Source organism: Dorea sp. AGR2135, from assembly GCF_000420885.1.
Taxonomy (GTDB): domain Bacteria; phylum Bacillota; class Clostridia; order Lachnospirales; family Lachnospiraceae; genus Dorea; species Dorea formicigenerans.
Genome location: NZ_ATVU01000001.1, coordinates 180,703 through 200,547 on the forward strand (window position 1 = coordinate 180,703; position 19,845 = coordinate 200,547).

General features: G+C 40.7%; 18 protein-coding genes and 1 tRNA gene. All 19 read left to right on the forward strand.

Annotated features, from left to right (window positions below; genetic code table 11):
- Positions 1 to 73 precede the first annotated feature (73 nt).
- The 19 genes from G593_RS0100870 to G593_RS0100960 all read left to right on the forward strand — a co-directional run bounded on the left by G593_RS0100870 (position 74) and on the right by G593_RS0100960 (position 19,825).
- Complete coding sequence (locus G593_RS0100870) at positions 74 to 940, forward strand: rhomboid family intramembrane serine protease (RefSeq protein WP_029730436.1); 867 nt, start codon at positions 74 to 76, stop codon at positions 938 to 940.
- A 27-nt stretch (positions 941 to 967) separates the two neighbouring features.
- Entirely contained in the window at positions 968 to 2,404 is a 1,437-nt protein-coding gene (gene pyk, locus G593_RS0100875) for a pyruvate kinase (RefSeq protein WP_029730437.1), read from the forward strand.
- Positions 2,405 to 2,546: 142 nt separating this feature from the next.
- Positions 2,547 to 3,278: a TrmB family transcriptional regulator gene (locus G593_RS0100880; protein WP_005336556.1), complete on the forward strand. Its 732-nt coding sequence runs from the start codon at positions 2,547 to 2,549 to the stop codon at positions 3,276 to 3,278.
- Positions 3,275 to 4,546 (forward strand): diaminopimelate decarboxylase, encoded by a 1,272-nt coding sequence (locus G593_RS0100885; protein ID WP_005336555.1) that lies wholly within the window; start codon positions 3,275 to 3,277, stop codon positions 4,544 to 4,546. Before G593_RS0100880 ends, G593_RS0100885 begins: the two co-directional genes overlap by 4 nt.
- A 60-nt stretch (positions 4,547 to 4,606) precedes the next feature.
- Positions 4,607 to 4,689, forward strand: a tRNA-Leu gene (locus G593_RS0100890).
- A gap of 143 nt (positions 4,690 to 4,832) precedes the next feature.
- Entirely contained in the window at positions 4,833 to 6,515 is a 1,683-nt protein-coding gene (locus G593_RS0100895; protein ID WP_029730439.1) for a PucR family transcriptional regulator, read from the forward strand.
- Positions 6,516 to 6,663: 148 nt separating this feature from the next.
- Positions 6,664 to 7,899, forward strand: coding sequence for a Zn-dependent hydrolase (locus G593_RS0100900; protein ID WP_005336553.1), 1,236 nt, complete (start codon positions 6,664 to 6,666; stop codon positions 7,897 to 7,899).
- A 60-nt stretch (positions 7,900 to 7,959) separates the two neighbouring features.
- Complete coding sequence (locus G593_RS0100905; RefSeq protein WP_005336552.1) at positions 7,960 to 9,126, forward strand: NAD(P)/FAD-dependent oxidoreductase; 1,167 nt, start codon at positions 7,960 to 7,962, stop codon at positions 9,124 to 9,126.
- A 61-nt stretch (positions 9,127 to 9,187) separates the two neighbouring features.
- Complete coding sequence (locus tag G593_RS0100910; RefSeq protein WP_005336551.1) at positions 9,188 to 9,979, forward strand: electron transfer flavoprotein subunit beta/FixA family protein; 792 nt, start codon at positions 9,188 to 9,190, stop codon at positions 9,977 to 9,979.
- A gap of 4 nt (positions 9,980 to 9,983) precedes the next feature.
- Positions 9,984 to 10,967 (forward strand): electron transfer flavoprotein subunit alpha/FixB family protein, encoded by a 984-nt coding sequence (locus G593_RS0100915; RefSeq protein WP_005332571.1) that lies wholly within the window; start codon positions 9,984 to 9,986, stop codon positions 10,965 to 10,967.
- Positions 10,968 to 11,208: 241 nt separating this feature from the next.
- Positions 11,209 to 13,836, forward strand: a complete 2,628-nt coding sequence (polA, locus tag G593_RS0100920; protein ID WP_029730440.1) for a DNA polymerase I — start codon at positions 11,209 to 11,211, stop codon at positions 13,834 to 13,836.
- A gap of 12 nt (positions 13,837 to 13,848) precedes the next feature.
- Positions 13,849 to 14,439, forward strand: coding sequence for a dephospho-CoA kinase (gene coaE / locus G593_RS0100925; RefSeq protein WP_005332574.1), 591 nt, complete (start codon positions 13,849 to 13,851; stop codon positions 14,437 to 14,439).
- Positions 14,440 to 14,482: 43 nt separating this feature from the next.
- Entirely contained in the window at positions 14,483 to 15,280 is a 798-nt protein-coding gene (locus G593_RS0100930; protein ID WP_005336549.1) for an MBL fold metallo-hydrolase, read from the forward strand.
- Positions 15,281 to 15,387: 107 nt separating this feature from the next.
- Positions 15,388 to 15,660, forward strand: coding sequence for an ACT domain-containing protein (locus G593_RS0100935; protein ID WP_029730441.1), 273 nt, complete (start codon positions 15,388 to 15,390; stop codon positions 15,658 to 15,660).
- A gap of 25 nt (positions 15,661 to 15,685) precedes the next feature.
- On the forward strand, positions 15,686 to 17,050 hold the full coding sequence (locus G593_RS0100940) for a PFL family protein (RefSeq protein ID WP_029730442.1): 1,365 nt from the start codon (positions 15,686 to 15,688) through the stop codon (positions 17,048 to 17,050).
- A gap of 16 nt (positions 17,051 to 17,066) precedes the next feature.
- Positions 17,067 to 17,924, forward strand: coding sequence for a DegV family protein (locus tag G593_RS0100945; protein ID WP_005336546.1), 858 nt, complete (start codon positions 17,067 to 17,069; stop codon positions 17,922 to 17,924).
- 49 nt (positions 17,925 to 17,973) lie between these two features.
- Entirely contained in the window at positions 17,974 to 18,462 is a 489-nt protein-coding gene (locus tag G593_RS0100950; RefSeq protein WP_005336545.1) for a GNAT family N-acetyltransferase, read from the forward strand.
- Positions 18,463 to 18,628: 166 nt separating this feature from the next.
- Positions 18,629 to 19,324 (forward strand): DNA alkylation repair protein, encoded by a 696-nt coding sequence (locus G593_RS0100955; protein ID WP_029730443.1) that lies wholly within the window; start codon positions 18,629 to 18,631, stop codon positions 19,322 to 19,324.
- Positions 19,325 to 19,405: 81 nt separating this feature from the next.
- Positions 19,406 to 19,825, forward strand: coding sequence for a Fur family transcriptional regulator (locus tag G593_RS0100960; RefSeq protein ID WP_005336540.1), 420 nt, complete (start codon positions 19,406 to 19,408; stop codon positions 19,823 to 19,825).
- The last annotated feature ends 20 nt before the right edge of the window (positions 19,826 to 19,845 follow it).

The window sequence follows — 19,845 nt, forward strand, 5'->3', positions numbered from 1 at the left end:
ATGATTGACAAAATAATAGCAAGACGATAGAATGGCTATGTGTGAAAATAATTTTAACAGGAGTTAGGACAATATGAATTGGATGGACAAACTGGAACGAAAGATCGGAAGATATGCAGTTCCGAATCTGATGTTGTACATTATCATCATGTATGGAGCCGGATATGTGCTCTACTTGATAAATCCGGCATTTTATGCACAGTATCTCTGCCTGAATGCACAGGCAATTCTGCACGGACAGGTCTGGAGGATCATTACATTTATCATTCAGCCTCCGTCATACAGTCTGATCTGGATGCTGGTGGCATTATCTCTTTATTATTTTATCGGGAAAGAACTGGAACGGGCATGGGGGACTTTCCGTTTTAACTTCTACTTCTTTGCCGGAGTTCTGTTTCATGTGATCGCTGCCATTTTGGTCTATGTACTGACAGGGCTTGTATTGCCGCTTGGAACAGGATATCTGAACATGTCGTTATTCCTTGTATACGCAGCTATGAATCCGAATGCACAGTTCATGCTATATTTCATCATTCCGGTGAAAGCCAAATGGCTGGCGTGGCTGGACGGAGCGTATTTTATCTGGGCAGTTATCCAGGCATTTCTCCCGGCGTATGGAGGAAGTGCCTATGGAATATACTATAAAGCAAATGCACTGGCGGCAGTTGTCTCAATCTTGAATTTCCTGATATTTTTCCTGAATTCAAGAAATGTAAGACCATACCGTCCTTCACAGGTGAAGCGCAAAAATGATTTTCACAGACAGGTTCATAAGGCACGCCCGGTCAATTACTATAAAGACGGTGCAAGACATAGATGCGCAGTCTGCGGAAGAACCGAACTGGATGACCCAAAACTGGAGTTTAGATATTGTTCCAAGTGCAATGGAAATTATGAATATTGCCAGGAGCATTTATTTACTCATAAACATGTAATTTAGAAATTGAACAACAAAAGGAGAACAGGAATGAAGAAAACAAAGATTGTCTGCACAATGGGACCGAATTCAAACGATGAGAATATCATGAGACGGCTTGTAAAAGAAGGCATGGATATCGCAAGATTTAACTTTTCACATGGCTCACATGAAGAACAAAAAGGCCGTATGGACATGTTGAAGAAGATTCGCGAAGAAGAGAAGAAACCAGTGGCAATCCTTCTGGATACAAAGGGACCGGAAATCCGTACAGGTGTTTTGAAAGACGGAAAGAAGGTATTGTTAAAAGAAGGCGAGACAATCACTCTGACGAATGAAGAAATCGAAGGAGATGAAACAAAAGTTTCTCTGACATACAAAGGTCTGGTCGATGATGTGCAGATCGGGAACATGATTCTGATCGATGATGGTCTGATCGGACTTAAAGTAAAAGAAAAGACGGAGACAGATATTATCTGTACAATCGTTAATGGTGGTGAACTTGGCGAGAGAAAGGGAGTCAATGTCCCGAATGTTCCAGTCAGACTTCCGGCAATTACAGAAAAGGATAAAGAAGACCTGAAATTCGGTGTTGAGCAGAAAATTGACTTTATTGCAGCATCATTTGTAAGAAATGCTGAGTGTATTTTGGAAATCCGTTCTTACTTAAATAAATGCGGAGCACCATATATTCCAATCATTGCAAAGATTGAGAATTCGGAGGGAATTGATAATATTGATGAGATTATCCGCTGTGCAGACGGTATCATGGTTGCCAGAGGAGATCTCGGTGTAGAAATCCCGGCAGAAGAAGTTCCATATCTCCAGAAATTGATCATTCAGAAATGTAATGATAATTACAAGCCGGTCATTACAGCAACTCAGATGCTGGATTCTATGATCCGTAATCCACGTCCGACAAGAGCAGAGGTTGGAGATGTGGCAAACGCAGTTTACGACGGAACAGACGCTGTCATGCTTTCAGGTGAGACCGCACAGGGAAAATATCCGGTTGAAGCACTGAAGATGATGGTACACATTGTAGAAAGTACGGAGCAGCATCTGGATTATAAAGAGATGCTGGAAAAAGCAGGTGCGCACAGAATGAGAAATGCTTCCAGTGCTCTGGCATATGCAACTGTAACAACTGCAAGAAATCTGAAAGCAACGTGTATTATTACACCAACTGTATCAGGAGCAACTGCAAGAGTTGTATCCAAATTTAAACCGAAGACAGAGATTATCGGTATATCACCAAACGAAGATACACTTCGCAGAATGCAGATTTACTGGGGAGTACGTCCGTATTGCTCTATTAATGCAAATTCTACAGATGAAATCTGTAGCAGCGCGTTAGATCTTGTAAGAGCAAAACAGATTGCAGAGACTGGGGACACTGTAGTCCTGACAGCAGGAATCCCTTCCCCGAATATTTCCGGAAATGTTGCCGGAGTCAGCAATATTATGAAAATAGCAGTGATAGATTAAGAATTATTGAAAACGAACAACAGATGAGAGATTTCTTTCATCTGTTGTTCGTTTTTTGAATATATTTCTCATTTAAGTACTTGACTGATAGCAAGAAATATACTATAGTGTTCCGTGAGAGAACTACTACAAAAGGACAAAAATGAGAACAGGTGAAAAAATGGAAGATAAATCATATATCGAACGCCTGATGGAATTTGGTCTTACAAGGCAGGAAGCAGGAATTTACGGCTGCCTGATCAGTGAAGGAAAGACGACAGGCTATGAAGTTGCAAAGCAGCTTGGAATATCTAGATCCAATGCGTATAATTCGCTTGCAAGTATGACTGAAAAAGGCGCGGCTTATCTGGTGGAAGAAGGAACAACAAAAAAATATGTGTCTGTGCCATTGGACGAATTTTGCCGGAATAGAATCCGGAGGCTGGAAGAGTCCCAAAGATGGCTAAAGAAGCATATGCCATCTGAAAAAGATCATGTAGAAGGGTACATTACAATAGAAGGTTCTTCTAATATTTTGGATAAGATTCGTAATCTTCTGGCAAAAGCCGAAGAGAGAGTATACATTTCCTGTACAAGAAATTACCTGTTATTGTTCGTGGATGAGCTGGAAAGTCTGATCCGGGCTAAAAAGAAAGTCGTAATTGTGACAGATCAACCTGTGAATTTTAGAAATGCCAGAGTCTATATTGGAAACAATCGTGGAATGCAGATTGGTGTGATTACAGATTCCAGATATGTGCTGACCGGAGAGTATGGAGAAGGAAGCATTAATACATGCCTTTATTCCGGACAGAAAAATTTTGTAGAGTTATATAAAAGTGCTCTTAGTAATGAAATAAAACTTCTGGCAATACGAGAGGAGAACATGCAATGAAGAAAAAACCATTTGTAACAAAAGAACAACTGGATGAAATCATGAAAAAATATCCAACTCCATTTCATCTTTATGATGAGAAGGGAATCCGCAAGAATATGCAGGCACTAAAAGAAGCATTTGCATGGAATCCGGGGTATAAAGAGTATTTTGCAGTTAAAGCAACGCCGAATCCGTTTCTGATTGATATTTTGAGAGAGTATGGATGCGGATGTGACTGTTCTTCTTATACAGAACTTCTCCTTTCAGATGCAATGGGAGTAAAGGGAGAGGACATTATGTTTTCTTCCAATGACACACCGAGAGAAGAATATGAACTTGCACACAAGTTAGGAGCAATTATTAATCTGGATGATATTACGCATATCGATTTCCTTGAAGAGACAATTGGCGAGATTCCAGAAACGATCAGTTGCCGGTATAATCCGGGCGGACTGTTTAAGATTAGTAATGATATTATGGATAACCCGGGAGATGCCAAGTTTGGTATGACAACTGAGCAGCTTTTTGAAGCATTTAAGATTTTAAAAAGCAAAGGTGCGAAGGAATTTGGAATTCATGCCTTCCTTGCAAGTAATACTGTAACAAATGAATATTATCCGATGCTTGCAAAAGTATTATTTGAAGTGGCTGTAAAGCTTCAGAAAGAGGTAGGCATTCATATCAAATTTATTAATTTGTCAGGCGGTATCGGAATTCCGTATACACCAGATCAGGAGCCAAATGATATCCGTGCGATTGGAGAAGGTGTGCGGGAAGTTTATAATGAGGTTCTTGTGCCTGCAGGCATGGGAGATGTAGCTCTTTATACAGAACTTGGAAGATTTATGTTGGGACCTTATGGCTGTCTTGTAACAAAAGCAATTCATGAGAAACACACCCATAAGGAATATATTGGGGTAGATGCATGTGCAGTAAATTTGATGCGTCCGGCTATGTATGGTGCATATCATCATATTACAGTCATGGGAAAAGAAGATGCGCCGTGTGATCACAAATATGATGTAACCGGTTCCCTTTGTGAGAATAATGACAAATTTGCAATTGACCGTATGCTTCCGAAGATTGATATGGGAGATGTTCTTGTGATTCATGATACAGGAGCACATGGATTTTCTATGGGATACAATTATAATGGGAAATTAAAATCCGCAGAGGTGCTCTTAAAAGAAGATGGAAGCACACAGCTTATCCGAAGAGCTGAAACACCAGCAGATTATTTCGCAACCTTTGATTGTTTTGATATTGGAAAAAAATTAATAAAATAAATGTTGTATTTCACGCAGTTGTGTGTTACAATTAATCTCGGCTTGAAAAAGCTGGGATATGCGGATGTGGCGGAATGGCAGACGCATCAGACTCAAAATCTGACGTAGGTGACTATGTACGGGTTCAAGTCCCGTCATCCGCAGTTGATTTATGAAAGAGCATCGAAGACTTAAAGTTTTCGGTGCTTTTTTGCCCTTGCACATTTATTAGATATTCATTATAATAAAACCGATGTTTTTAGAGGAACAAAAGAAGAAAGAATGAAATGACGAAAGGAAGAAGATTATGGGATTTACAGTACAGGATATGCTTGATATGAAATTATTTCAGAAAGCGAATCTGCTCTGGGGCAAGGGTGGTATTGGCCAGGAAATCCGTGGTGTTACGATTATTGAATCTCCAGATATTGTTCGTTTTATCAGTGGTGGAGAGGTCCTTCTGACAGGATTGAATGCATTTCAGAGTTGTTCCCCGGAAGAGTTCCGCAGTTATATCGCGGAGCTTGCAAAGAAAAAAGTAAGTGCACTTGTGATTAAGCAAGGAAGAACCGTAGACTTCATGGAGGAAAAGATGGCGGTCATACAGGAGTATGCTCAAAAGACAGAAACTCCTGTCGTTGAGATTCCGTTTGAAATGCCATTTCGAGAAATTCTTAATACGATCATGGAGCATATTTTCAGTGAGGAAGTTATCAGACTTAAGTATTTTAAGACAACTCATGATAATTTTACGGCGCTGTCACTTTCTTTTCATTCCATGGAAAATGGAGTGCAGCGTATTGTAGACATTTTGTCAAAACTGATTGGAAACCCGGTGGCATTGTTTGATCAGAATCTGGAATGCCAGGCGACAACAGATACGAGAATCTGTGAATTTGAAATTCAGCCGGACGCAAAAGAATATTCTTTAGACTTCTATTCAAATTATAAATACCGGAGACAGGAAATTACATTGGAGGAAAAACCGGAAGAAAAGATCGGGCAGTATCTTGTGCGATTGAATGTTATGTATAATGCGAGAATGTATCTGGTTGTTACTGAAACAGAACATCCGGTCAACGGTATGGATTTTATTGCAGTTGAGAATGCAGTAACAGCGTTGAAGCAGGAATTGTTCCGTCAAAGTTCACTGGCAGATCTTGAGAAAAAGTTCCAGAGTGATATTATGAACAATATTTTGAATGGAAAGGTTCACTCAATTCAGGAACTTCGAAGGGACAGTTCCCTGCTTGGGATTTCTATGGATGCGTTCTACCGTATTATTGCGTTCAATCTCGGATATGGCTCAAATCGGGTCGATCTGAATGACACGGTGAAATACACGAATATATTGAACAATGCGATCGCTATTGAATTTCCGAATGTGAAGATTCAGAATGATATGGACAGAGTCATTGTGATCCAGGAAGTAGATCCGGCGAGAAAACAGGAAGAATATCGTCACGAATTGAAAGAAATCGTCATGAAGATTCAGAAGCGTGTGGCAAGTGCGAAAAAAGATTTGAAAGTCCGTGCCGGAGTCGGACGAATGATAGAGGGGATTGAACATATTCCGAGCAGTTTTAAAGAGGCAACGGATTCATTGATGTTTATTGATATTCTTGGAGATAAAAATGAAGACAGTCAGTCCAAAATTATGATTTTCTCCGACATGGGAATTTTCAAACTGCTTTGTCAGCTCAGTGATGAGAAAGAAATGATGGAATATGTACCAGAATCTCTTCAAAAATTATATCATTACAAAAAACAGCAGCGTCAGGATCTGATCCTGACACTTAAGACTTATCTGGAACACAACCAGAATCTGACAAAGACAGCTCAGGACTTGTATATACATTATAAGACGGCGGCCTATCGTATTGAGCGGATTTCGCAGATCACAGGCATAGATTTTGATAACCCTAATGAAGTACTATCTGTCCGAATTGGCTTAGTTGTATGTAAAATGATGGAAAATTTAAAAAAATAGCAGTTTTTTGAGAAAGTAACAGAGATTTATCAGTTGTTGATAAATCTCTGTTATTTTTTTGTCCAATTATGCAGATGCGTATTGTTAAAAAAATATCTATAATATGAGACATAGAAAAACAAAGATTCACAAGGGAGGAGGAATTCGGATGAAAGCAAATATAAATCGTGTGGTTTCCAGATTAGAAGACATTTATCAGTGTGGTAAAAAAGAAGATGGAACGTACACGAGAATGGCATTCTCCGAAGAAGATGTAAAAGGAAGAGAACTTTTTGCATCTTGGGCAAAGCGCCTTGGCATGACATGCCATGTGGACGAAGCTGGTAACCTGATTGCTCATATGGATGGGCAGGATAATGATCTTCCGGCAATTATGATGGGTTCACATCTTGACACAGTTCCGGACGGAGGTCGATACGATGGAGTGACTGGCTGCGTTGGAGGATTGGAAGTATGTGAAGTGTTAAAGGAACATGGAAAAGTTCCGAAACACCCGATCGAGGTGATTGTGTTTACCGATGAAGAAGGATTCCGTTTTGGAAAAGGACTTCTGGGAAGCAGTTCACTTTGTGGACAGGACCCTGATGTCAGTGATGATGAGCTGGATATTTACGGTGAGCCACGAGGCGAAGTGATGAAATCATATGGAATCACAAGTGCAAATGTGATGAAAGCCAAAAGAGATCCAAAGACGGTACACAGTTTTATCGAACTTCATGTAGAACAGGGATCCAGACTTTATAAAGCACATACACCGGTCGGCGTTGTATCATCGATTGCAGGTGTGAATCGATATGATGTGACTGTAGCAGGCGAGGCAAATCATGCAGGAAGTACTGCGATGGCTGACAGAAAAGATGCACTCGTTGCTGCGGCTGGATTCATCAACAAGGTTCCGGAAATTGTAAAAGAGTATGGAAATGAATTTACTGTTGCAACAGTCGGAACCATTAAAGTTACACCACATTCCGTTAATGTAATTCCAGGAACTTGCACTTTCAGCCTGGAGATTCGTGACCAGAGCGCAGAAGTTATGAAACTGATTGAAAATCATCTCAGACGGCTTCTTGAGGACATCTGCAAAAAATATGGAGTTACGTCTACATTTGTTCCGACATCTTATCATGATCCGGCACCAATGTCGGAATTAGTAAGAGGAACGATAGAGGAAGCGGTAAAAGAGCTTGGAATTGATTATACAGTCATCCCAAGCGGTGCATTTCATGATTCCCTGATCATGACAAGCGTATTCCCGACAGGAATGATTTTCGTGCCTAGCAAAGACGGAATCAGTCATTCCAGATATGAATACACAGCACCGGAAGACATTGAGAATGGCTGCAATGTTTTGTTAAATACAGTTTTAAAACTGGATGAAAAATAAAAGTCGAAAGACATGATGCATTTTAAGGAAACCTAAAAAAAGAAAGGCAGGTAAAAAACTATGGCAAAGAAAAAAATTGGTATTATCGGTGGCGGAATCTCAGGAGCAGGACTGGCTTATCACTTAAGCCTCTACGAAGGAGAAGCTGATGTGACAGTATTTGAAAAGGACACAATCGGTGGAGCTTCTACAGCAAAATCAGCCGGAACAGTATGTCTTTTTGATGATTCCCTCAAGAACAGATACTGGGACGTTAGACTTTATGGTTTCGAGTCCTACCTGAAAATGGAAGCGGAAGAGAAAGGTTCAGCAGGATTTGATAAGACAGGAACTCTTGTAGTAGCAACAAATGAAGAAGTAGAGAAGGTCATTAAGACAGGAATCGCTCTTGCAAAAGCAGCAGGATATACAGGAGAGTATATTACAGATAAAGACCGTATCAAAGAAATCCTTCCAGATATTTCTACAGAAAATATTCTTGGAGCAGGATATACAGAGGATGACGGATATTTTGATGGAACAATGATTTCCAATACATATATGAAAAAAGCTCAGAAAAATGGCGTAACTGTAAAGACAGGCGTGAAAGTTACAGATGTTAAGATCGTAGATAACAAAGTAAAAGGTCTTACAACTGACGATGGAGCAGAGTATGAGTTTGATGTAGTTGTTGACTGTACAGGTCCATGGAGCAAAATTACAGGAGAAATGGTTGGACTGAACGTACCAATCTGGCATACAAAAGCGGAAGCATTCTTCTTATGCCCTCCAGGAAAGAAATTAGACTACACATTCCCAGTACTGAAATACCCAGAGTTCTATGCACTGAGAGCAGGAGACAACATATTTATCTGCAAATCTCACTTATCTATGGATCTGAACAATCCGATGCATGCAGGACAGTGGGATCCAGACAAATTACCTGCAACAGGTGGAACAGACGATTACTTCATCGACTTCCTTCTGGATCAGTTGGATGCTAAGGTTCCGGGAATTGTAGACAGCGGACTTGTATCTTCCTGGTTATCCTACCGTGCAGAGCCAAAGGATTTCTGGCCGGTACTTGGTAAGACGCCAGTAGAAGGATACATGCTTTCAACAGGATTTGGTGGAAATGGAGTCATCGAGGTTCCGGCAGCAACACGTGATCTTGCAAAACTGATCATGCGTGACGAGAGCACACCACTTCTTGAGAACTGGGCATTCGAGAGACTTCTTGAAGACTAATAAGCAAATGAAAGTTACTATTGAAAGTAACAGATGAAAGTAAAAATAATAGGAGGAAACTATGAATATAGCAGTTCTTATTAAGCAGGTTCCGGTATCTAACGATGTATCTGTAGACCCGGAAACACATGCACTTGTACGTGCAAGCTCTGAAGGAATGATCAATCCGGCAGATCTGAATGCCATTGAAGAAGCAATGCAGTTAAAAGAGCAGACAGACGGAAAAGTTGTAGTATTTACGATGGGACCACCGGATGCAGAAAAAGCATTGCGTGATGCGATGGCACTCGGATGTGACGAAAGCTGCCTGATCACAGATAGAGCAGTTGCAGGAGGAGATACCGTAGCAACAGCAAAAGTATTAGCAAAAGCAATTCAGTTATATGGTGAATTTGACCTGATCTTAGGAGGTGCCCTGTCAGCAGACGGGGCAACCGGACAGGTGGCAGCAATGGTTGCAGAAGAATTAAATCTTCCACATGTTGTAGAAATCCAGTCTGTAAAATATAAGGAAGATCAGGCAGGAAAAGTTGAAGTTGTAAAGAAAATGCACGATACAAGTTTCAGGATTGCCTGCGCTACACCGGCAGTATTATCTGTAAACTTTGGCTGCAATGAGCCAAGACTTGCAACACTTAGAAGTAAACGTGCGGCAAAATCAAAACCACTTGTTACCTATACAAATGCTGAACTTGGATTTGCAGCAGAGGAAGTTGGAATCAAGGGATCACCGACAGTTACTGTTGATTCCTTCCAGCCGGAGACAAAGAGAAGTGCTAAGATGCTTACAGGTACACCGGCAGAACTTGCAAAACAGCTTTATGACCTGATTGAAGAGGAGAAAGGAAAGTAGACCTATGGCTAATGGAATTTGTGTTTATGCAGAAAGTTATAATGGTGAATTAGAGACGGTAGCTGCAGAACTGGTTTCAGCGGCAAAAGGTCTGGCTGAGACAACAAAAGAAAAAGTTCAGGCAATCGTTCTTTCCGACCATGCAGAAGAACTTGTAAAAGAATTAGATAAGCTTGGTGTAGATGAAATCTATGCAGTAAAAGCAGATCATGATATCACACTTCAGGATGATGCAGTCAGTGCTGCAATTGCTGAAATGTTAAAGAAAATCGAGCCATCCGCAGTGCTTGTTCCGGCAACACCACAGGGACGCTCTATTTTCTCAAGAGTAGCGATGCGTCTTGGTTGTGGTATGACTGCGGACTGTACAGAGGTTCTGGCTGCTCAGAGAGAAGACGGTTCTTTCTATATTAAACAGAACAAACCGTCCTACGGAGAAAATGTATTTGTTACAATTCTTACAAAAGAAGGTATTTATCCGCAGATGATGACAGTAAGACCTGGTGTCTATGCAGCCTGTGAGGCAAAAGAAAGCGGAAATGCAAATGTAACATTTTTTGATGATATCAAAATTGAAAAATCTGGAGTTGAGATTCTGGAAGAACTTCCGGCAGAAAATACAACAGACAGTATTCTCGGAGCAGAAGTTGTTGTTGTCGGAGGGCGTGGAGTTCTGGAAGATGATAACTTTGAACTTCTCGAGAAATTTGCTGAGAAAGTCGGAGGAGCAATCGGAGGAACAAGACCAATGGTTGATTCAGAGATGATTCCGTTCAATCACCAGATTGGACAGACAGGACTGACAATCCGTCCGAAGATCTGTATCTCCTTTGGTGTATCCGGAGCAATTCAGCATACAGAAGGAATCAAGGATACAAATTTATATGTTGCAGTCAATACAGACGAAAATGCTGCGATTTTTGGAGTTGCAGATTACGGAATCCAGGCAGATTTAAAAGAAATTCTGGAGAACTACCTGACACTGTAATGTAAAAACAGAAATTACTTACCTCAATTTTAGAATATATGCATGCTTTAAAAGGCATGACAAAAAGGAAAGCTCATCGCCGGGCTTTCTTTTTTTTGCCATGAGAGTCTTGAATGGAACAATTTGATAGAAATGTATCAAATTTAGCGTTATTTTATTTGTTTTGATAATATATAGCTTTTAAAAAAAACAGATTTGGTGTATAGTAATAAGGTAGTTTGTTTATTAACAAGGAGACTATATGAGCGAGAATACAAATAAAAAAATTGTGCTCATCGATGGGCACAGCATATTAAACAGGGCATTTTTCGGACTTCCGGATCTGACGAATTCCGAAGGACTTCATACGAATGCAATCTATGGATTTCTGACGATCATGTTCAAGATTCTGGATGAAGAAAAGCCGGATTATCTGACGGTCGCATTTGACGTGCATGCGCCGACATTCCGTCATAAGATGTATGACGCTTACAAAGGAACAAGAAAGCCGATGGCAGACGAACTGAGGCAGCAGGTTCCGGTTATTAAGGAAGTCCTTTGCTCTATGGGGATTAAGACTATAGAGTGTGCGGGATTGGAGGCTGACGATCTTCTTGGAACACTGTCCAGACGATGTGAAGAAAAAGGAATGGAAGTGTCCGTTATTTCCGGAGACAGAGATCTTCTGCAGCTTGCAACGCAACATGTTAAGATCCGCATTCCAAAGACAAAGCAGGGTCGTACTGAAGTGGAAGATTATTATGCGGCAGATGTGAAAGAACGTTATCAGGTGACACCGAAGGAGTTCATTGATCTGAAAGCGCTGATGGGCGACACGGCCGATAACATTCCAGGAGTTCCAAGCATCGGAGAAAAGACAGCGACCAAGATTATCACAGAATATCATTCAATCGAGAATGCATATGAACATGTGAGTGAACTGAAGCCGCCACGAGCGTCCAAGGCACTTGCTGAGCACTGGGATATGGCAGTTATGAGCAAGACACTTGCCACGATTGAAGTGCATGCGGATTTTCCGTATGAACTGTCTGAGGCGAAGCTTGGTAATATATTTACAGAAGAAGCATATGCATTTTTCCAGAAACTACAGTTTAAGAATCTTTTGCCCAAATTCGATGTTACTGCACCGGCAAATCAGGTGGAAGACGGATTTGAACAGATTACAGATTATAAGAAGGCAGAAAAGGTTCTGAATCAGGCAAAAGAATCCACATGTGTTGGAGCGGTGATCTTCCAGAATACGGAAAATGTACTTCCGCTTTTTGCAAATGAAGCGGCAATTGGCGGTATCGGTCTTTGTTTTGATGAAGAGCATGCATACTGTATTGAAGTGACTGAGCAGATTACAAAGGAATTCCTTCTTGAAAAGCTGAGTAAGCTGAATGAAAGTTGCGGACGTTTTGTCATGTTCGATATCAAAGAAGCTATGAAGTGGCTGCCAATCAAAAATCAGAAGCATTGCTTTGATGCAACGGTTGCGGCTTACCTCTTGAATCCGTTGAAGAATGATTACACATACGAAGATGTGGCAAGAGAGCAGCTTAATATTGTAATTGAAGAAAAGTCAGAAGCTTATGTGAAGGTTTGCTATGAAGCATATACAGCGTTTAAGGGCAGTGACTTGTTATACAAGAAGTTAGAGGAAACACAGATGCTGCATCTATTTGAAAATATTGAGATGCCGCTTGTATTTACTCTTTATGATATGGAAAGAAATGGGATCCGTGCTGAAGGCGAAGCATTGAAAGTTTATAGCAGCCAGCTTGGCGGACGGATCAGTGAACTGGAAAAAGAAATTTACGAAATGGCAGGTGAATCGTTCAATATTAATTCACCAAAGCAGCTTGGCGTGATCCTTTTTGAAAAGCTTTTACTTCCGGGAAGTAAAAAGACGAAAAGTGGTTATTCCACTGCGGCAAGTGTGCTGGACAAGCTTGCACCGGATTATCCGATTGTAAGTAAAGTGCTGGAATACAGACAGCTTACAAAGCTAAAATCTACGTATGCAGATGGTCTGGTCAATTATATTGAAGAAGATGGACGAATCCACAGCAAGTTCAATCAGACAATTACAGCGACCGGACGGATCAGCAGCACGGAGCCGAATCTTCAGAATATTCCGGTCCGGGTAGAACTGGGACGGCTGATCCGGAAGGTATTTGTGCCGGAGGACGGATACATTTTTGTGGATGCCGATTATTCTCAGATTGAACTTCGTGTGCTGGCACATTGTTCCGGTGACGCAAATCTGATCGAGGCTTACCGGGAAGAAAAGGATATTCATAGAATTACAGCTTCTCAGGTATTTCACATTCCTTTTGAAGAGGTAACTCCACTTCAAAGAAGAAATGCGAAAGCGGTCAATTTCGGTATTGTATATGGGATCAGTTCTTTTGGATTGTCTGAGGACTTGAGTATTGGCAGAAAAGAAGCTGCAAAATATATTGAAGATTACTTTAAGACATATCCGGGAATCAAGACATTTCTGGATGATACTGTGGCACATGCAAAAGAGATGGGGTATGTTGTGACATTGTTCGGAAGAAGACGTCCGGTTCCGGAACTTTCTTCCAGCAATTTTATGCAGCGTTCCTTCGGAGAGAGAGTGGCAATGAATGCACCAATCCAGGGAACCGCAGCAGATATTATGAAAATTGCCATGATCGGTGTGAACCGTAGACTGAAAGAGCAGAATCTGAAGTCCAGACTTGTACTTCAGGTACATGATGAACTTCTCATAGAAGCTTACAGACCAGAACTTCCGGAAGTAGAAAAAATCCTCCGGGAGGAGATGGAGCAGGCGGCATCCTTAGATGTACCGCTGGAGATAGATATGCATACAGGAGAAAACTGGTACGAAGCAAAGTAAGGGGTGGAGATTATGAAAATTATAGGTATTACTGGCGGAGTAGGAGCAGGAAAGACACAGATACTGGAATATTTAAGTGACAAATACGGAGCTTCCGTTTGTCAGACTGATAAGGTGGCAAAGAAATTACAGAAAAAAGGCGGAATCTGTTACGATCCGATCGTAGAACATTTTGGTACAGAAATACTGGACGAAAAAGGGGAGCTTGACAGAAAGAAGCTTTCAGATATCGTGTTCGGTGATCCTAAAGAGTTAAATGTACTCAATGAGATTGTACACCCGGCGGTAAAAGAGGAAGTAAATAAAAAAATCAAAAAAGAAGAACGCAAGAACACGAATCTTCTGATTGTAGAATCGGCTGTTCTTGTAGAAGATCATTATAATGAGATCTGTGATGAGCTCTGGTATATATATGTGGAGGATGCAGTGCGCAGAAACCGTCTTTATTATTCCAGGGGATATGATAATAAGAAGATTGATGAGATTATTGCAGCACAGCTGCCGAAGGAGATGTTCCTGAAAGCCTGTGACCGTGTAATTGATAATAGTGGAATCTTTGCAGAGACAATGATCCAGATCGATCAGATTGTAAAGGAATTATAGACAGATCTCATACCTAAGATATACGGAAGGAATTTACATATATATGAGACTATGCAGTATTGCCAGCGGAAGCAGTGGCAATTGTATCTATACGGGAGGAGAGCATACACATCTTCTTGTAGATACAGGAATCAGCAAAAAGAGAGTAGAGGAAGGTCTGAAAGCTCTGGATATCAAGGGAGAGGAGCTTAGCGGGATTCTGATCACTCATGAACATATTGACCATGTGCAGGGTCTTGGCGTGTTCAGCAGAAAGTATGAAGTGCCGATCTATGCGACAAAAGGTACAATAGAAGGAATCAAAAAGATTTCCAGTATTGGAAAGATGCCGGAAGGATTATTCCATGAAATCCAGACGGATGAAACATTTACACTGGGTGAGCTGAAAGTAGAACCATTCAAAATCTCTCACGATGCAAATGAACCGTCCGGATACCGGATCGGTGACGGGAAAAAATCCGTTGCAGTCGCAACAGATCTTGGAAAGTATGACGATTATACCGTGGAACATTTGAAAAATCTGGACGCAATCGTGCTGGAGGCAAACCATGACTTAAAGATGCTGGAGGTCGGTCCATATCCATATCCGCTCAAACGAAGAGTGGCAGGAGACAAAGGACATTTATCAAATGAATTGTCAGGAAGGCTGTTATGTGATATATTACATGATAACCTGAAACATGTTGTTCTTGGACATCTCAGTAAAGAGAACAATTATGAAGAGCTTGCCTATGAGACGGTGAAGTTAGAGGTTACTTTGGGAGATAATCCATATAAAGGGGACGATTTTCCAATCACTGTTGCAAAGAGAAGCAGTGTGTCAGAGATTATTGATCTGTAACTGTTTTGTAAAAAAATACTAGTCAAAAATGATTGATCTGTAACTGCCTTACAAAAAAGCATAGTGTCAGAAATTTTACTGACACGGAGATTACGAGGAGGAACACCATGAAGAAATGTATCATTACTGTAGTTGGAAAAGACAAGGTTGGAATTATTGCGGGAGTATGTCAGTATCTTTCTGATATTTCTGTAAACATATTAAATATTTCCCAGACAATCGTAGAGGGGTATTTTAATATGATGATGATTGTAGATGTCACAAATTGTACAAAAGAAATTGCAGTAGTTGTTAATGAGATGGAAGAACTCGGAAAAACAATTGGCGTAGATATCCACTGCCAGCGGGAAGATATCTTTGAAAAAATGCATCGTTTGTAATCTTGAATAAAGCGGAGGATTGGACATGATTAATTTTTACGAAGTAAATGAAACCCAGCAGATGATTGAACATGAGAACCTGGATGTGAGAACAATCACACTTGGAATCAGTCTTTTGGACTGTATTGATTCTAATCTGGATAAGTTGAATCAGAAAGTATATGAAAAGATTACAACAGTTGCAAAGGATCTGGTTGTGACAGGTAATCAGATTGAACAGGAGTACGGAATTCCGATTGTCAATAAACGTATTTCTGTAACTCCGATTTCATTGATCGGTGGTTCAGCATGCAAGAAACCGGAAGACTTTGTGGAAATTGCAAAGACATTGGATAGGGCAGCGAAAGAAGTCGGTGTGAATTTTATCGGTGGTTATTCTGCATTAGTGTCAAAGGCTATGACAAAAAGTGATGAGCTTTTAATCCATTCTGTTCCACAGGCGCTTGCCTGTACGGATCGGGTGTGCAGTTCTATTAATGTAGGATCTACAAAGACAGGTATCAACATGGACGCAGTCCGTCTCTGCGGAGAGATTGTAAAAGAGACTGCAGAAGCAACGAAAGACAACGATTCTCTTGGATGTGCAAAGCTTGTTATATTCTGTAATGCACCAGATGACAACCCATTTATGGCGGGGGCATTTCTTGGCGTGACAGAAGGCGATGCGGTGATCAATGTAGGAGTCAGCGGACCGGGGGTTGTAAAGCATGCCATAGAGCAGGTGTGCGGACAGGGGTTTGAAGAATTATGTGAGACAATCAAGAAGACTGCATTTAAGGTAACTCGTGTCGGTCAGCTTGTAGCAGGAGAAGCGTCAAAACGTCTCGGTGTTCCGTTTGGAATTGTCGATCTGTCACTGGCACCTACTCCGGCGATTGGAGACAGTGTCGCTGAGATTCTGGAAGAAATCGGTCTGGAACGTGTCGGTGCACCTGGAACAACAGCAGCGCTTGCAATGCTGAATGATCAGGTGAAAAAAGGCGGTGTTATGGCATCCTCTTATGTAGGTGGACTTAGCGGTGCATTTATTCCGGTCAGTGAAGATCAGGGAATGATCGATGCGGTAACGATAGGCGCGCTGACAATGGAAAAATTAGAGGCTATGACTTGTGTATGCTCTGTAGGTCTGGACATGATCGCTATTCCGGGAAAGACGAAAGCATCTACGATTTCAGGAATTATTGCCGATGAGATGGCGATTGGAATGATCAATCAGAAAACAACAGCAGTACGTCTGATTCCTGTTATAGGAAAAGACGTTGGAGATACCGCTGAATTTGGCGGATTGTTAGGATATGCACCGATCATACCAGTGAATGAATATGATTGTAGCGCATTTGTGAGCAGAAAAGGAAGGATTCCGGCTCCGGTGCACAGCTTTAAGAATTAGGAGGAAATTGACAAGAATGGGAAAGGTAGCAATTGTTACAGACAGCAACAGTGGAATTACACAGGAGGAAAGTAAGAAATTAGGAATCCATATTCTTCCGATGCCATTCTATATTAACGGAGAATTATTCTATGAAGATATCACATTGTCCCAGGAAGAATTTTATAAAAAACTGGCAGAGGATGCAGAGATATCTACCTCACAGCCATCTCCTGGAGATGTGATGGATTTGTGGGAAGAGCTTTTGAAAAAATATGATGAAATCCTTTATATTCCGATGTCAAGCGGACTTAGCAGTTCCTGTGATACAGCCATGGGACTTGCTATGGAATTTGAAGGAAAAGTCCGTGTGGTAAATAATCAGAGAATTTCTGTTACTCAGAGACAGTCAGTTCTTGATGCGATTGAAATGGCAGAAAAAGGGATGTCTGTACAGGAAATCGAAGAAGTTCTGATGCGTGAAAAACTAGAGTCCAGTATTTATATTACAGTAGATACACTAAAGTACTTGAAAAAAGGTGGACGTATCACACCTGCAGCGGCAGCTATCGGTACTGTATTGAATTTAAAACCGGTTCTTCAGATTCAAGGCGATAAGCTGGATGCCTTTTCGAAAGCGCGTGGATGGAAATCTGCAAAGAAGACGATGCTTGATGCAATGGAAAAAGATTTGAAAGAACGGTTTGCCGGAGAAGAAGTACATCTCGAGGCTGCCTATACATGTTCTGCTGAAGAAGCACAGGAATGGAAAACAGAGATAGAGGCAAGATTCCCGGGATATGATGTGGTGATGAATCCGCTGTCACTGAGCGTATCATGTCATATTGGACCAGGGGCAAGGGCAATTGCCTGCAGTCGTAAAATTAAATTGTAATAAATGAAATTACAATTTTAATGTATGGACTCATACGGGAAGGAAAACTATGGAGATTACTGTAAGAGAATTTCGAAGTGAGGATACGAAAGAAGCGATTGCAATCTGGAATGAGGTTGTAGAGCAGGGAAAAGCATTTCCGCAGATGGAAGGTCTGGGAATGGAAGATGGAGAAGCTTTTTTTAAAGAGCAGTCTTATACAGGTATTGCGGTTAACGAAAATGATGAGATCGTCGGACTTTATATTCTTCACCCGAATAATATTGGCAGATGCGGACACATCTGTAATGCCAGCTATGCGGTAAAAAGTACCGTAAGAGGGCAAGGCGTTGGAAGAGAGCTTGTGACTGATTGTCTGGGAAAAGCGAAGGAAATTGGATTTCGCGTTATACAGTTCAATGCAGTTGTAAAGAGTAATACAACTGCACTGGCACTTTACAAAAAACTTGGATTTATACAGCTCGGGACAATTCCAGGTGGATTCCTGAACAAAGATGGTGTGTACGAAGATATTATTGTACATTACAAAGAACTATAATGAAGCATCTGGCTTGCGAATGATCACGATATCATTTAATTTTAAATTGTATTTTTTGCGGAAGCACAGAAAGATCATCACGAAGTACGAGAAATATGGTGATTTGCTGTGCTTCTTCCATTTCTGGGACGAAATCTCAAAATGAATTAACGAAGGAAGGGTAGTTATGAATCAGGTTAAAGTAACAGAGCGTGTACAAAAACAGTTGTTTGAATTACAGGATTTACAATATCGGGATTTTCAGGCAAAACTCTTGCCGACAATAGAGAAAGAAACGGTTATTGGTGTGCGAATGCCTGTGCTTCGCAAATTTGCAAAAGGATATGGAAAAACAGAAGAAGCAAAAGAATTCTTGAAAATTCTTCCACATCAGTACTATGATGAAAATAATCTACACGGGCTTTTGATTGAACAGATTAAGGATTATGACAGATGTCTGGCAGAGCTGGAACGATTTTTACCATACATCGATAACTGGGCAACCTGTGATATGCTGGCAGTCAAAGTAATGAAAAATCATCTGGATACATTTATAGAAGAGGTCTGCCGCTGGATGAAATCAGACCGCACTTATACAATCCGATTTGGTATCGGTATGCTGATGCGTTATTATCTGGGAGACGAATTCCGGATCGAATATCCCAGGAAAGTAGCTTTGGTTCAGTCAGACGAATATTATGTGAATATGATGCGGGCATGGTATTTTGCAACCGCGCTCGCAAAGCAGTATGATCAGATACTCCCATTTATTGAAGAACGCAAACTTGATGTGTGGACACACAATAAGTCCATTCAAAAAGCTATTGAAAGCTATCGGATTACTCCGGAACAGAAAGTATATCTGAAAACACTCAAAATATGAAAATCATTTTCAAATTATCTTGACATATCGATTACTTATGGTAAAATGAAAATGGTTTCCAAATTGAGAGGGAGTGACAAAATGGTAAAAGCCCCATATAAAACAAAACAAATGACGGAATTACATATTTTTTTAAAATCTACAAAAGGCAGACATGTAACAGTAAATGAGATTTGCGATTATTTTAAAGACAAAGGCATATCTGTTGGAACAACAACAATTTACCGACATTTGGAAAAAATGGTGAAAGAAGGCAGTGTTGCAAAATATGTAGTTGACGGAACAAGCAGTGCATGTTTTGAATACGTTGGAGAATATAATCAGGATGAGAATCTTATTTCTTATCATTGCAAATGTGAAAAATGCGGGAAGCTGATTCATCTTCAGTGTGACGAAGTTGAGAGTCTTAGAAAACATATGATAGAATATCATGATTTTCAAATGGATCCAATTCGTACAGTTTTTTACGGAATTTGTAGTGAATGTAGAAATCAACCATAATAGAATTTGAGAAAGGAGAA

Coding starts and splice junctions, on each gene's coding strand:
- G593_RS0100915 (WP_005332571.1), top strand. CDS start 9,984: ATGGCTAATGGAATTTGTGTTTATGCAGAAAGTTATAATGGTGAATTA.
- coaE (WP_005332574.1), top strand. CDS start 13,849: ATGAAAATTATAGGTATTACTGGCGGAGTAGGAGCAGGAAAGACACAG.
- G593_RS0100910 (WP_005336551.1), top strand. CDS start 9,188: ATGAATATAGCAGTTCTTATTAAGCAGGTTCCGGTATCTAACGATGTA.
- G593_RS0100950 (WP_005336545.1), top strand. CDS start 17,974: ATGGAGATTACTGTAAGAGAATTTCGAAGTGAGGATACGAAAGAAGCG.
- G593_RS0100955 (WP_029730443.1), top strand. CDS start 18,629: ATGAATCAGGTTAAAGTAACAGAGCGTGTACAAAAACAGTTGTTTGAA.
- G593_RS0100930 (WP_005336549.1), top strand. CDS start 14,483: ATGAGACTATGCAGTATTGCCAGCGGAAGCAGTGGCAATTGTATCTAT.
- G593_RS0100895 (WP_029730439.1), top strand. CDS start 4,833: ATGGGATTTACAGTACAGGATATGCTTGATATGAAATTATTTCAGAAA.
- G593_RS0100945 (WP_005336546.1), top strand. CDS start 17,067: ATGGGAAAGGTAGCAATTGTTACAGACAGCAACAGTGGAATTACACAG.
- G593_RS0100905 (WP_005336552.1), top strand. CDS start 7,960: ATGGCAAAGAAAAAAATTGGTATTATCGGTGGCGGAATCTCAGGAGCA.
- G593_RS0100960 (WP_005336540.1), top strand. CDS start 19,406: ATGGTAAAAGCCCCATATAAAACAAAACAAATGACGGAATTACATATT.
- G593_RS0100935 (WP_029730441.1), top strand. CDS start 15,388: ATGAAGAAATGTATCATTACTGTAGTTGGAAAAGACAAGGTTGGAATT.
- G593_RS0100880 (WP_005336556.1), top strand. CDS start 2,547: ATGAGAACAGGTGAAAAAATGGAAGATAAATCATATATCGAACGCCTG.
- polA (WP_029730440.1), top strand. CDS start 11,209: ATGAGCGAGAATACAAATAAAAAAATTGTGCTCATCGATGGGCACAGC.
- G593_RS0100870 (WP_029730436.1), top strand. CDS start 74: ATGAATTGGATGGACAAACTGGAACGAAAGATCGGAAGATATGCAGTT.
- G593_RS0100940 (WP_029730442.1), top strand. CDS start 15,686: ATGATTAATTTTTACGAAGTAAATGAAACCCAGCAGATGATTGAACAT.
- pyk (WP_029730437.1), top strand. CDS start 968: ATGAAGAAAACAAAGATTGTCTGCACAATGGGACCGAATTCAAACGAT.
- G593_RS0100900 (WP_005336553.1), top strand. CDS start 6,664: ATGAAAGCAAATATAAATCGTGTGGTTTCCAGATTAGAAGACATTTAT.
- G593_RS0100885 (WP_005336555.1), top strand. CDS start 3,275: ATGAAGAAAAAACCATTTGTAACAAAAGAACAACTGGATGAAATCATG.